Source organism: Homoserinimonas sp. OAct 916 (assembly GCF_003260275.1).
In the GTDB taxonomy this organism is placed as follows: Bacteria; Actinomycetota; Actinomycetes; order Actinomycetales; family Microbacteriaceae; genus OACT-916.
Window position 1 is genome coordinate 257,205 of the sequence record NZ_QJHB01000001.1, and the last position, 13,480, is coordinate 270,684.

The following is a 13,480-nucleotide window of genomic DNA, read 5'->3' on the forward strand; positions in this document are numbered from 1 at the left end:
CTCAACGCCTCAACGATTCAGAGGAGAGCCGTCTAGAGTCAGAGGATGGCATCCCCCTCGTCATCCGCCGCGTTGAGCAGCGTTCGCCTCGACGTATGGATCTGGGCCGTGCGCGTTTTCAAGACACGGTCGCTTGCCACGGCGGCCTGCCGGGCAGGCCATGTGCGCCTGAACGGGGAGCGCGCGAAGGCCGCCCAGGCGGTACGGCCGGGCGACGAGGTGCGGATTCGGATAGCGGGCTTTGATCGCATCCTGATCGTGAAGCACCTGCTGGTCAAGCGGGTGGGAGCGCCGGCTGCCGCGGCGGCAGTGACCGATCTCACGCCGGCCCCATTGCCGCGCGAAGAAGCCGCGATCGCGCCACAGCGGGACCGCGGCACCGGGCGCCCCACAAAGCGCGAGCGCCGAGACCTGGAGAAGCTGCGTGGGCGTTGACGGCATCCCGTGCCGACGGATGCCTCCTCCACAGATAGTTCTTTGACCTCATGTCCACAGCTTAGCGACATTATATTCGAATGTCAGTGGCTCACCTTATCATAGAAATATGTCAGAGATCGGAAGTTTCTTCGATGAACTGGTTGCCCAAGTCCAGGCAGCCGGCGTGCGTGCTGCCGCCTACGCCGCCCTCTCCGATGATGATCTGACCGCCGCCCATGTTGCGGCCACAGCCCTCATGCGTGCGGCCGAGAACAGTGCGTCGTTGTCAGCTGCCGAAATCGACCGTCGGTCGAGTCGGATGCTGGGGCAAGACGGCCTGGCCTGGCGCAGGGGGCACGTCAACTCCGAGGCAATGTTGCAGAGCCTGACCGGAGACGGCAAGCAAGCAACACGCCGTCGTCTCAGGGTGGGAACAATGGTGGCCGAGGCTGAGGCCGCGATAGAACTCGCCGTCCAGTCAGCCCAGAACCCAGAAGATGACTCTCTGGCACAGTTGGCCGCCACCGGCCAGGTGTGGCACTCACCTCTCGGCACCGCGGTTGCGGGCGGGGTGATCGGAGCTGAAACCGCTCACTCGATCCGGCAGGGGCTCGGCGAACCCGCACCCGGCGTGACCGCCGAGATGCTGGCCGAGGCTGTTGTCTCACTCATAGCCGAGTGCGCGCACCTGAACGCCGACCAGGCCCACAAGGAGGCGCGGTGGGCTCGGGACCAGATCGACGCCGCGGGGATCGCGGCCCGCGCCGAGAACAAGCGCGAACGACAGTCTCTCAAAGTGTGGGTGCAGACCGACGGCATGGTGGCTGGCCGGTTTTTGCTCGATCCCGAAAACGGCATGTTCGTCAAAGACATCGTCGACCAGTTGATCTCTCCTCGCACCGGCGGCCCCCGCTTTGTCAAAGAACCGAGCAAAAAGTGGTACCAGAGGGTGCTGAACGACCCTCGCACCACTGAGCGCATCGCTGCCGAAGGGCTCGTCGAACTGCTCCATGTGGCGGTGAACGCTGACCCGGGCACGATCTATTGCGGATCCAGCCCCACGGTCAAGCTCATCGTCAGGGAGACCTCACTTGAAGCTGCCCGCACAGGCCTCGAACACGGATTCATCGAGGGTCACCCCGACGCAGTGCCGATCGAAACGATCGAACGCGAGCTGTGTTCATCGGGAGCCGTTCCCATCATGTTCGACGATGGTGGTGAGTGCGTAAACGTGGGCCGGCAGTTGAGACTGTTCAATCAGCGTCAGAGGCAGGGCCTCGCCGCGCGAGACGGCGGCTGCATGTGGCCCGATTGTGACCGGCCACCCTCGTGGACCGAGGCGCACCACATCGAACAATGGAAACGAGATCGAGGCAGAACCGACATCGGGCTGGGCATCCTGCTCTGCAAACGACATCACCTGCTACTCCACAACAAGAAGTGGAAGATCATTCGGGTGGGCAAGGTGCAGTATGAACTGATCCCGCCGGAATCCGAGGATCCGAAGCGTCGACCGATCCCGCTGCGCAGCAAGTCACGGCTTCACCCAGGTTCGCCGGTGACAGTGGCGACAGCAGAGGCGACGTCGGATTCCCCTGTCCGAAACGAGCTCAGACTTGCTTCGGTTCAGGCCACGTAGTCACCCCAACCGCGCGACGCAGGAAGGCCGCCCGGGCAGACTGCGCTGAAGCCGGGTGATCTCTGCAACCTTTGTGGTCCACGCGTCGGCCTCCTCGGGCTTTCCTCCCCCTAGTCAGCCTCTGCAACGTTTCACCCACGTGTCGGCGCTATAGGGTCCGGCGACGTTCTGACTCCCTGGTCAGCCTTATCAGGCCCGGCAGCGTTCAAACCAATGGGTCAGCCGCATCTAACCGTGCAGTATTCCCACTCCCGCATCCAGCCGAATCAGGCCCCTGCAGACTTCTGAATCACCAGTGTCAGCGCTCTCGTTGGCTGGCAACCTTATTGAGTACGCCGTGTGCGGCCTCATGGACGGAATCCAAGCCAGCGGCGCGGGCAAACCGGCTGATGGCACCGACCACTTCGACTTCACTGGCCACCAGCGCGCGCTCACTTTCTTCCAAGACGGGGTCACCACCGTGAATCGCAATCCATATCTCGATCCACCGCAGTACGGAACGCCACGCATCATCGAGGTCAGCGGCGAACAACAGCAGTTCATGATTGCTGCCCTCGCCCAAGCCGGACGACCGCTCGTCGTTCTCGGATCGCAATTCCAAACGAACGGTGGCCTCAGCAGCGGCGTGTTGAAGTGTCTCACGCACTCGCTCCGCGCCGATCGTTGTCGCCACACGACTGATCGTTGCCAACGACACTCGCTGGAGCTCGTCCGAAGTTCGTGCGCGGATGAGCTCAGCCCAAGGAATTGATGCAAAATCGACATCTTGAGTTGGATCAAACATAGTATTCCGATCGCTTCGATCGCGTCGCTCTCAAGGCGCGTTTCACGCTGATTCTACTCCGGTCGAACTGCGGCTCCCAGACCGGAGGGACAGGTTGTTCGCTTGAACTTGCGATTTCCACGCCGTGCGCGGGCAGTGCATCTGGGGCGCCCGCGGTCAGCCATACACTCAAGGCATGACCACCAGTTTCCGGCGCCTCGTGGTCATCGTCAACCCGGCGGCGTCGTTCGGCAGGAATCGGCACGTAGGACCGCAAGTGGTTTCTGCACTGCAAAGAGCCGGGCACCGGGTGACCGTGCTCGAAGACCCAGACCAGACCCGGTTGCACGATCTGGCCACCGCCGCGCTCGCCGATGTCGAGGCTCCGGATGCTCTGATCGTGGTCGGCGGCGACGGCATGGTGAGTCTCGGCACCAACCTGCTCGCCGAAGGCACAATTCCGCTGGGCATCATCCCCACGGGCACCGGCAATGACATGGCACGCGGGCTCAGAATTCCGCTCGATGATCCGGCCGCAGCCATTTCGGCGCTTCTTGGAGCGCTCAACGAGCCGGCACGAGCAATCGACGTCGGCCGTGTCTATGACGGCGAAGAAGCCGTGACCTGGTTCGCCGGTGTCTTCTCGGCCGGATTCGACGCGATCGTCAACGAACGGTCAAATCGAATGCGCTGGCCACGCGGCAGAAGTCGTTACAACGTGGCCCTGGTGCGTGAGTTGGCAATGTTGAAACCGATCCAGTACCGGATCACACTCGACGGCACGCAAATGCACACTCGGGCGATGCTCGTCCTCGCGGCCAACAACACCTCGATTGGCGGCGGGATGCTGGTGACCCCCGAAGCTGAACTCGACGACGGGCTCTTCGACGTGCTGATCGTGCAACCACTGGGTCGTCTGGCGTTCCTCCGAATCTTCCCTCGCGTGTTCAAGGGCACTCACATCACCGATCCGAGGGTGCAGATCGTGCGCGCGCGGTCGGTTCGCATCGAGGCAGACGAGGTAGTCACCTACGCCGACGGCGAGCGTGTCGGCGCGCTCCCCCTGCGGGTCGAGATTCGCCCGAGGGCACTTCTGGTACTCACCCCACCGCAGTAGGGATCCGATGGCCGCGAACTCGGGAATGCAACAACTGACGTGCGCAGGCAACCCTTGGAACATCTCGTCGTGCGCAACCTTTCGCGAGGGTGCGCACAACCAGACTCAGCGGATCAGTTCAGGGCGCTGGCCCGCTCCTGCGTGTGGGAACGCCGCCACCCGTGGGTCAGTTCGCGACGCTCGCGCGCTCGGGAAACACCGGTGGATGGCTCGCAGCCATCTCCTCAAGCACACGAACGACCTGGCTGCTGTAGCCGTATTCGTTGTCATACCAGATGTACAGCACCAGGTTCTTGTCGTCGCTGATCGTCGCGAGTCCGTCGACAATTCCGGCACGGTGGGAACCGACGAAATCGCTGGAGACCACCTCGGGGGAATCGATGTAATCGATCTGCTGCTGCAACGGGGAATCCAACGACAGGTTTCTCAGGTAGGAGTTCACCTCGGCCTTCGTCGTGCCCTCGTTGAGCGAGAGGTTCAGGATCGCCATAGACACGTTCGGCACCGGAACTCGGATGGCGTTTCCGGACAGCTTGCCCTCGAGTTCCGGCAACGCCTTGGCCACTGCCTTGGCGGCGCCGGTCTCGGTCAGCACCATGTTGAGCCCGGCGGAGCGACCCCGGCGGTCACCGGCGTGGAAGTTGTCGGTCAGGTTCTGGTCGTTGGTGTACGAGTGCACCGTCTCCACGTGCCCGTGAACGATGCCGTACTTGTCATTGACGGCCTTCAGCACGGGAACGATGGCGTTCGTGGTGCACGACGCCGCCGAGAGGATGGTGTCGTCACCGATCGTGTTGTTGTTGATCCCGTAAACAATGTTCTTCAGGTCACCCTTGCCCGGAGCGGTCAGAAGTACTCGCGCCACCCCCGGGCAGGCGAGGTGCTGTGACAGCCCCTTCTCGTCACGCCAACGGCCGGTGTTGTCGACCACGATCGCATTGTTGATGCCGTACTCTGTGTAATCGATCGACGCCGGGTCGTTGGAATAGATCACGTGAATCAGGGTGCCGTTGGCGAGGATCGTGCTGTTCTCCTCATCAACGGTGATGGTTCCCTCGAAGGGACCGTGCACGGAGTCGCGGCGAAGCAGGCTCGCCCGCTTGACGAGATCGTTCTCCGCACCCTTGCGCACCACGATGGCGCGCAGCTTCAGCCCGTGCCCCTGGCCGGCATGGGAGATCAGAATGCGCGCCAGCAGGCGCCCGATCCGGCCGAAACCGTAGAGCACCACGTCGACCGTGTCGCCGTTCGGCTCCTGCGAACCGCCAATTACCGGGCCCAGTTCAGAACGCAGGAAGTCAGTCAGGTCCTGGCCCTGGCCATGCGCCTTGTAGCGGGCGACGAGCTTGGCCAGGTCGATCGACGCCGGGCCGAGCTGCAGCTGCATCATGGCCTGCACCACCGGCAACGTCTCTTCGATGGGAAGTTCGAGCTCATCGATCTTACGCGCGTACCGGTGTGCCTTGAGCACCTCGATGGCGGACTGGTTGATCAGCCTGCGGCCGTAGATCGACGTGACCACGCCGTGGTCACGATAGAGGGTTCCGATCATGGGAATCATCGACTCGGCGAGCGCCTGGCGGCTGTTCCACCGTCGAAGCTGGTTGTCGGATTCCTGGCTCATCGTTCTCCTTCGATTTCAACACACGAGGCCTGATAGGCAGACCACGCCAGTCTATTCCAAACCGCACATCGTGCTGGGTCTCGAGACTGGGCCCACAGAGCCGGTACCGAACGATGCGCCAGCATCGGGCGGCCGTGCGATGGGGAGCGCTGCGCGACCCCTCGACCAACGGAGACGCTCAGAGCCCGCAACTCGATCGTTACGGTCACCACTGCGCCACGAAACGGCGCATGCTCTCGAAATCGGGGCGCGCAAGCCCCGCGGATTGAGGGATCCGACGGAGAAGGATCGTCTCGAAATCGCGGCGCGCAAGCCCCGCGGATTGAGGGATCCGACGGAGAAGGATCGTCTCGAAATCGCGGCGCGTCAGCCCCGCGGATTGAGGGATCCGACGGAGGAGGATCGTCTCGAAATCCGCGCCCGCGCATCCTTGCTGCGCGCTCTGAGCCCGCGCCGCGAGTCCGCTCCGTCAGCGGGTGAAGTTCGGCGCCAGCTGGTTCGTGAACATCGACAGCGCAGAGCCGATCGCCATATGCATGTCGAGGTATTTGTAGGTGCCGAGCCGGCCGCCGAAGTACACGTCCTTCTCTCCCCCGCGCAAGTCACGATATTTCAGCAGGCCGGCACGGTCATCCGCGGTGTTCACGGGATAGTACGGTTCGTCCTCCCGGGTGGCGAAGCGGGAGTACTCCCGCATGATCACGGTCTTGTCGGTGGGGTACCAGGTGCGCTCGGGGTGGAAGTGCCGGAACTCGTGGATGCGGGTGTAGGGTACGGCGGCATCGGCATAGTTCATCACCGGCGCCCCCTGGAAGTCTCCGGTGTTCACAACTTCTTGTTCGAAGTCGAGCGTGCGCCAACTGAGCTCACCCTCGGAATAGTCGAAGTAGCGGTCGATGGCGCCGGTGTAGACCACGGGCACCTGGCCGACCGCAGCGGCTTTGCTGGCCTCGTGGGAGTCGTCGAAAAAGTCGGTGTTGAGTCGTACCTCGATGTTGGGGTGGTCGGCCATCCGCTCCAGCCACGCGGTGTAGCCGTCGACGGGCAGACCCTCGTAGGTGTCACTGAAGTAGCGGCTGTTGTACGTGTACCGCACTGGCAGCCGGCTGATCACCTCGGCGGGGAGCTCGGTGGGGTCGGTCTGCCATTGCTTGGCCGTGTAGTCGCGAATGAACGCCTCATAGAGAGGACGCCCGATCAACGAGATGCCCTTCTCCTCAAGGTTGGCGGCCTCTTTGGTGGAGAACTCACCGGCCTGCATTGCGATCACTTCGCGGGCTTCGTCGGGTGAGTAGGCCGATCGGAAGAACTGGTTGATGGTACCGAGGTTGATCGGCAGCGGGTAGACCTCGCCGCCGAAGTTCGTGTACACGCGGTGCTGGTAGTCGGTGAACTTCGTGAATCGGCTGACGTAGTCCCACACCGACTCGTTGGAGGTGTGGAAGAGGTGCGCACCGTATTGGTGCACCTCGATTCCGGTTTCCGGGTCGGGCGCGGTATATGCATTTCCGCCGATGTGGTTGCGCCGGTCGATGACGAGCACCTTGAGGCCGAGTTCTGTAGCCGCGCGCTCGGCGATGGTGAGCCCGAAGAATCCAGACCCGACTACGAGTAGATCAGCGTTCACGTGCAATCAGTCCTGTCCGGTCACTGGTTCTTCAGCGCTTCGATAGCTTCTTCCACTGGGCCGTCAAAGATCTTGACGCCCTTTTTGATCACGATGCCGCGGTCGCAGAGCTCGCGCACGGTGCCCACGTCGTGGCTCACAACCACCATGGTCTTGCCCTCACCGATCAGTTCGCGAATCTTTTTGCGACACTTCTCCCGGAACGGCGCGTCTCCGACCGAGAGAATCTCGTCGACGAGCAGAATGTCGAGTCGTACGTGGATGGCCACGGAGAACGCGAGCCGGAGGAACATCCCGGACGAGTAGTGCTTGACCTCGCTGTCAATGAAGTCCTCGATCTCGGAGAACGCCACGATGTCGTCGAAGCGTTCGTCGATCTCTTTCTTACTCATGCCGAGGATGGCGGCGTTCAGGTACACGTTCTCACGCCCGGACAGCTCGGGGTGGAACCCAGCGCCGACTTCGATCAGGGCTCCGACTCGTCCGCGGGTGCGAATGCGACCCGCATCGGGTTCGAGCACCCCGGAGATCAGCTTCAGCAGCGTCGACTTGCCCGATCCGTTGTAGCCGAGGATCGCCACAGATTCGCCTTCGTTGATCTCGAAGGACACGTCTTTCAAAGCGTCAAAACTCGTCGAAGTCTGCTTCTTCTTGATCTTCGAGATGAAGGCTTCCTTGAAGGAATGCGTGTGGCGCAGCAGGAACGTCTTGCGCACATTCTCCACGAGAATGCTGAGTTTCGGAGGGGCAGTCACGGTGGTCATCTAGACGTCCTGTGCGAATCGGCGCTCGAACCGGCGGAACACAACTTGCCCCACGATGATCAGCACGAAACACGCGGCCAATCCGACGAGGGAGAACACAAGCAGGTGCGGCGGGGTTGGTCTGGAATCTGTCGTGGTGCCGTACCAGAAGCCGTAGTGGAACAGTTCAACGGCAGACGTCAGGGGGTTGAGCATGTACAGGGTGCCCAGCCAGTGGCCGACCTGGTCAAGCTTGTCAACGATGAGCACGTAGCTGTAGAGCACGGGAGAGAACCAGGTGGCCAGCATCCGGATGATCTCCACGAAGTTCTCGGCATCACGAAACGAGACGTTGACGGCGCCGAAGATCATGCCGAGTCCCGTGGCAAAGAGGACAACGATGAGGGTGCCGAGGAGGATCGCAGCCAACTCAAGGGCTGTGGGAACCCACCCCATCAAGGCCGCGACGATCGTCAGCACCGCCGCCTGCGGCAGGAAGTGGATGAACGCGACGATGACCGCCGCCACCGGGAAGAGTTCCCGGGGCAGATAGATCTTCTTGACCAAGGCCTTGTTGTCGACAATGGATTTGGTCGCGTTGGTGAACGCCTCATTGAACAGGTTCACCACGACGATGCCGGCGAGCAGGTAGAGAGCAAAGTTCTCTATTCCGCCTCGACCACGCCCAAGAATGGTGCCCATGATGAAGAAGTAGATCGCGTACTGGGTGAGCGGTTTTACGTAGGACCAGCCCCAGCCGAGGGCGGAGTTGCGGTACCTCGTCGACACTCCTTTGCGAACCAGCAGGCGCAAGAGGTACCTCCTGCGGAACACGTCAAGAAGACCTCTGCCACGACCGGGAGTCGAGAAACCAGTCAGATCGACTGGTTCATGTGTGGTCACTGTCAATACTTTCTCTTCTGCTTCGTGTCTAGAATTCGGACTCGGGCCCGCACGTCACACGCTCGGGCAGGAAGTTTCTGCGCGAGCGTCGCGACGGCCAGAGTCAATTGTAATGGGAGACCTGCGTGTTTCCCGAGTGAGTCACCCTTCATCGCCCCCGGTGAAGAACCTCCGATAGGCAATCTTGCGCAAGGACTCGGGCACCAGGCGGTAGCCGCCGCGGATGGCGACGTTGCGCAAATACTGTCTTCTGCTGACGAATCCCGACCTCAAGAACTCCCGTTGCAGGGCAGTCTCGGCGCGCAGTTGCGACCACCCGCCGCGGCGCGCGTAGGCCCCGTCGCCGACCCGGTACATCACCAGGGCATCTGGAACATTGTCGACCACGGCACCCTTGTGGATCATGCGGGCGAACAGCCAGTAGTCCTCCATCAGCCCCAGATCACGATAACCGCCCGCATTCTTCACTGCAGACTTTCGGTACACGACGGTGGGGTGGTTGAACGGGTCTCGAAAGCGGGATGCCTGCACGATCGCCTCGGTTCCGACAGGCGGGGTGCGGCGCGCCCCGATCTCGCCGGTGGACTCGGCGAACTCCAGCAGTCCGGCTCCGAGCAGGTCGAGGCCGCCGTCGACCAGGCGAGGAATCTGCACCTCGAAACGGTTCGGCAGCGCGATGTCATCGGCATCCATGCGGGCAACGATGTCGTAGGTGCAGTGGGTGAGCCCGACCGTCAAAGCATTGGCCAGCCCGAGGTTCTCGTCGAGCAGCACCCGCAGCACGGTGACCGGGGAGTTCTCGATCGCGTCTTCCATCGCGTCATCCAGCTCGACCGAGATCGGACCGTCCTGGACGAGGATCACCTCGTCCGGCTTCAGCGTCTGCAGATTGACCGCGCTCGTGAACGCTTCGGTGAAGTAGTCGGCTTTGTCGCCCGCGTAGACCGGCAGCAGCAGCGAGAACCGGCGGTCGGGCCCCTCGTGCCCCTCATCATCGGGACGGGTCTTCTTTCTACCCAGCACTCGATCCTCCTTCTGCCTCTCCCGGCACCGCCGCGGCAGCCATCCTGACGGTCTCGGCGACCTGGGCACCCAACCGGGCCAATGCGACGGTGTTGGGCTGCGGTCTGGTCGAAAGGCCGTCTCTCAGGCCCCTGCGGAATGCTGCGCGCAGCACCGCCCGGTTCTCGGAGCGTCGGAATGTGCGCAGCCATCGTCTGAGTGTCGACCCGAAGTAGAGCACCTTCTCCCCCGGATTCAGCCCGCGCGAATGCAACAGCATCCATAACTTGTTGCGCACCTCGTAGTAGAAGCGTTCACCGGGGTCGACGTCGGTGGAGCCGAGCTTCTTCGTCTTGTGCACGACCACACTGGCCGGAACATAGCGCCCGCGCATGCCACGCAGTATGCGGGTGGAGAACTCGAAGTCGTCGTTCCAGATGAAGTAGTCGGCGATCGGCAGTCCGCGTTCGCGCACGATGTCGGCGCGCACCAGCATGGAGACGAACGAGGAGCTGCGAACGGCCAGAGTGCCGGCGTGTGCGGCGGCGGCACGTTCGGCGCGGGTGACGAACGGCTTCTCGCGTGGTGTGTTCATCGGGTGGTCCTGCCCGTCGGTCCATACGACGCGGGAACCGGCCAGCACCACCCGCTCGCCCTCGGCCCCGCGCAACAACTCTTCGAGTGCGGTGGGGGTGGGGATGGTGTCGTCGTCCATCAGCCACAGCCAGTCAGCGTTGTGGTCGGTGAGTGCCCGGGCGGCTCCGACCGCGAATCCGCCGGCGCCGCCGGTGTTGTGGCTGAGAGTGAGAACGTCGGCGTTCGGAGCACGGGTGCGGGCCACCTCGGCGGAATCGTCGTCGGATGCGTTGTCAATGACGACGATCTCGGTGACGGGAACCGTCTGTGACAGCAGACCCTCGAGCACTTCGATCAGCAGGTCGCGACGGTTCCAAGCGACGACGACCGCGACGACGCGCGGAACGGAAGTGGGTTCGGTCACGTGCTCTCTTCTGGCTGCTGAAAACGGTGGGGAAGCGCCACGAGGTGTCGGCGCATCAGCAGTCTATTGTTCCCGGCTACGCGGGAGCTGAACCCGCGGCCTCCGATTCAAGGTATTCCAACTGCGCGCGCATTGACGCCTCGGCGGCGAATCGGATGGCAGGATCCGTGTCGGCATAGACGAGGTCGGTGACCTTTTCCACCGTGGCATCCGGCCCGAGTGTTGCAACGACATCGCGAACTTCGGCCAGGCGCGCCAGGCGGTGCGCCCGGTACCGTTCGCATGCGGCCATGAGGTTCTCCAGGCTGTCTCCATGCGCCGGGAGTGCGACCGCGTCGCCGATACCGGCCAACAGCTCCAGCGAGTGCAGGTACTCCGCCAGGTTTCCGTCGGGGTGGGCGATGATGGTCGTGCCTCGGCCGAGGATGGTGTCGCCGGTGAGCACCGAGCCTGTGGGCCCATCGTCGGGGAGCACGAAGCACACCGAGTCGGAACTGTGGCCGGGGGTGGCGAGAACTCGAATGCGGGTGCCGCCGGCCACGATCTCCTCATTGTCGACCAGTGGGGCGCCGTCCACACAGAACGCGGGGTCGAGTGCACGCACCTGAGCTCCGGTGATCGCGGCGAACCGGGCGCTGGCCTCGGTGTGGTCACTGTGGTGGTGAGTGATCAGAACCAGTTCGACGGGTGCGCCAGAAGCCAGTAGTTTGAGGTGGCCCTCGTGAAGTGGGCCCGGGTCGACCACGACGCACGTTTCTGCGTTTGGGGCCCGGATGATGTAGGAGTTGGTGCCGTCGAGGGTCATGGGCCCGGGGTTCGGCGCCAGCAGCCGCCGCGTCAGTTCGCTGGTGCGCTCGCCGATCGCGCCAGTGGCTCCAGCGGCTCCCGTGGCCCCAGCGGCACCAGCGGCACCAGTGGCAGTGTCGTGAGTGTTGTGAGTGTCGTGAGTGTCGTCGTTGCTGGTATGGCCGTGGCCAGTGCTGCCTCGATGAGTCGCATCAGTCGCATCCGTCGCATCCGTCGCATCCGTCGCATCGTCCATACTGGGAGCCTAATCGTCAGCGGTCGCTATGCCGCAGGCGCTGCGGCGGGATGTCACGCCACGTGGAGTGCCACGCCCCATTACCACGGGCTACCACGCTCCGGAAAGTCGGCTGCGAACATCCGCCACCGCCGAGCAGGTCGCCCAACCGAGTTCTCCGATTCGCTCAGGCGTCTGGACCCGAGGCCGAACGGTCTCGATCGACCAGAACATTGGTGATCGTGATCTCCGATTGCAGTGTGCGATGCACCGGACACAGGTCTGCGATCTGCATCATCCGGGCACGCTGCTCGTCGGTGAGGTCACCGGTCAGGGTTATCGACCGATGAATGTGGTCGATACGGCCCGAGGTCGTCTCGCACTCTTCACAGTCTTTGGCATGCATGCGGGAGTGGGCGAGCCGCACCCTCACCTTCTCCAGGGGCAGCTTCTTGCGATCTGCGTACATGCGCAGGGTCATCGACGTGCACGCACCGAGCCCCGCCAGCAGCAGTTCGTAGGGAGAAAGCCCGGTATCGGTGCCGATCGGGTCTGGCTCGTCGGCCAACAGCGTGTGGCCTCCCGAGGAGACGAGTTGTTGGAAGTGGCCGTTGCCGGTCTCCTCGACGATGACCACGCCGGGTTCCCGCTCGGTCGTCTCGTTCGGCGAGGGTGTGCGGGTTGCCTCGACGCTCGTACCGGCGGGTGACGACTTTTCCTCGAAGGCGTAGCGACCGGCCCACGCACTGATGATGTCTGCGGCGAACTGGGAATCCTCGCGTCTGGACAGCAGGTGATTCGCTCCGTCGAGAGCAACGAACGACTTCGGATGCCGCGCCAGGTCGAAGATCTTCCGAGCATTGTCAATGGCGACGACCTGGTCAACAGGAGAGTGCATCACGAGAAGCGCCGCACCCAGCGTGCGGATTCGCTCGGCCTGGGGTTGGGCGGCGACATCGGCGAGGAACTGCTGGTGGATGTTGAACTGGCGGCCACCGATATCTACCGTGGCAAAGCCCTGCCGGTGAATCGTAGCCATGTCATCCTGCAGCAGGCTCTCGACCTGTCGCGGATCGGAGGGTGCGCCGATGGTCACGACGGCGCGAGTTTCTGGAATGCGGTGCGCCGCCGCCAGCACGGCCGCACCCCCGAGCGAGTGGCCGATCACGATGCTTGGCGCACGGTGGTGATCTCTCAGGAAGTCGGCGGCACAGACCAGATCGTCGATGTTCGAGGTGAAGTTTGTATTGCTGAAGTCTCCTTCGGATTGGCCCGAACCGGTGAAATCGAATCGGAGTACAGCAATTCCGGCACCGGTCAGGCCGCGCGCGATCCGCGAGGCAGCCAAGACGTCTTTGCTGCAACTGAAGCAGTGGGCGAACATGGCGTACGCCCGAACCTCACCATCGGGGATGTCCAGGCGAGCAGCCAGCACGTGGCCCTGGGATCCAGGGAACTCCAGCCTGTGTGATTCTGCCGACCCGCTCATCGCTTCTCCTGTCTTCGCGTTGCTATCGATCCAACCCTCTCCGGGCGCGGTGTGCACCACCTTGCCTGCGACGAGACCCATGAATCACCGGTTCTCATCGGACAAGAAAGATCTTGGCCCCGGAGATTTTGACCA

At 62.9% G+C, this 13,480-nt stretch carries 12 protein-coding genes; 3 read left to right on the forward strand and 9 right to left on the reverse strand.

Annotated elements, in window-relative coordinates:
- The first annotated feature begins 45 nt into the window (after nt 1-45).
- Together DL891_RS01060 and DL891_RS01065 are read left to right on the forward strand one after the other, a co-directional pair.
- Nucleotides 46-435, forward strand: coding sequence for an RNA-binding S4 domain-containing protein (locus DL891_RS01060; protein ID WP_111718561.1), 390 nt, complete (start codon nt 46-48; stop codon nt 433-435).
- Nucleotides 436-544: 109 nt separating this feature from the next.
- The gene (locus tag DL891_RS01065; RefSeq protein WP_111718562.1) at nt 545-2,056 is read left to right on the forward strand and encodes an HNH endonuclease signature motif containing protein; all 1,512 of its coding nucleotides are present in this window, start codon (nt 545-547) and stop codon (nt 2,054-2,056) included.
- Nucleotides 2,057-2,354: 298 nt separating this feature from the next.
- Here the strand turns inward: DL891_RS01065 and DL891_RS01070 are convergent, their stop codons facing one another.
- Nucleotides 2,355-2,729: a hypothetical protein gene (locus tag DL891_RS01070; RefSeq protein WP_157962345.1), complete on the reverse strand. Its 375-nt coding sequence runs from the start codon at nt 2,727-2,729 to the stop codon at nt 2,355-2,357.
- A 286-nt stretch (nt 2,730-3,015) separates the two neighbouring features.
- On the opposite strand from DL891_RS01070, the gene DL891_RS01075 reads away from it, so the two are divergent.
- A complete protein-coding gene (locus DL891_RS01075; RefSeq protein WP_111718800.1) occupies nt 3,016-3,936 on the forward strand; it encodes a diacylglycerol kinase family protein in 921 nt (306 codons plus the stop codon).
- Nucleotides 3,937-4,102: 166 nt separating this feature from the next.
- On the opposite strand, the gene DL891_RS01080 is transcribed toward DL891_RS01075, so the two are convergent.
- The 8 genes from DL891_RS01080 to DL891_RS01115 form a co-directional block, all read right to left on the reverse strand.
- Nucleotides 4,103-5,560, reverse strand: coding sequence for a glyceraldehyde-3-phosphate dehydrogenase (locus tag DL891_RS01080; protein WP_111718564.1), 1,458 nt, complete (start codon nt 5,558-5,560; stop codon nt 4,103-4,105).
- A gap of 469 nt (nt 5,561-6,029) precedes the next feature.
- On the reverse strand, nt 6,030-7,187 hold the full coding sequence (glf, locus tag DL891_RS01085) for a UDP-galactopyranose mutase (protein ID WP_111718565.1): 1,158 nt from the start codon (nt 7,185-7,187) through the stop codon (nt 6,030-6,032).
- 20 nt (nt 7,188-7,207) lie between these two features.
- Nucleotides 7,208-7,951 carry an ABC transporter ATP-binding protein gene (locus DL891_RS01090; protein ID WP_111718566.1) on the reverse strand — a complete coding sequence of 248 codons (744 nt, stop codon included), beginning with the start codon at nt 7,949-7,951 and terminating at the stop codon, nt 7,208-7,210.
- On the reverse strand, nt 7,952-8,743 hold the full coding sequence (locus DL891_RS01095) for an ABC transporter permease (RefSeq protein ID WP_232818938.1): 792 nt from the start codon (nt 8,741-8,743) through the stop codon (nt 7,952-7,954).
- Between the two features lie 231 nt (nt 8,744-8,974).
- Nucleotides 8,975-9,856, reverse strand: coding sequence for a glycosyltransferase (locus DL891_RS01100; RefSeq protein ID WP_232818939.1), 882 nt, complete (start codon nt 9,854-9,856; stop codon nt 8,975-8,977).
- A complete protein-coding gene (locus DL891_RS01105; protein WP_111718568.1) occupies nt 9,846-10,835 on the reverse strand; it encodes a glycosyltransferase in 990 nt (329 codons plus the stop codon). Before DL891_RS01105 ends, DL891_RS01100 begins: the two co-directional genes overlap by 11 nt.
- Before the next feature lie 76 nt (nt 10,836-10,911).
- Nucleotides 10,912-11,877: an MBL fold metallo-hydrolase gene (locus DL891_RS01110; RefSeq protein ID WP_232818940.1), complete on the reverse strand. Its 966-nt coding sequence runs from the start codon at nt 11,875-11,877 to the stop codon at nt 10,912-10,914.
- 166 nt (nt 11,878-12,043) lie between these two features.
- On the reverse strand, nt 12,044-13,426 hold the full coding sequence (locus tag DL891_RS01115) for a bifunctional alpha/beta hydrolase/OsmC family protein (RefSeq protein WP_232818941.1): 1,383 nt from the start codon (nt 13,424-13,426) through the stop codon (nt 12,044-12,046).
- Between the last annotated feature and the right edge of the window lie 54 nt (nt 13,427-13,480).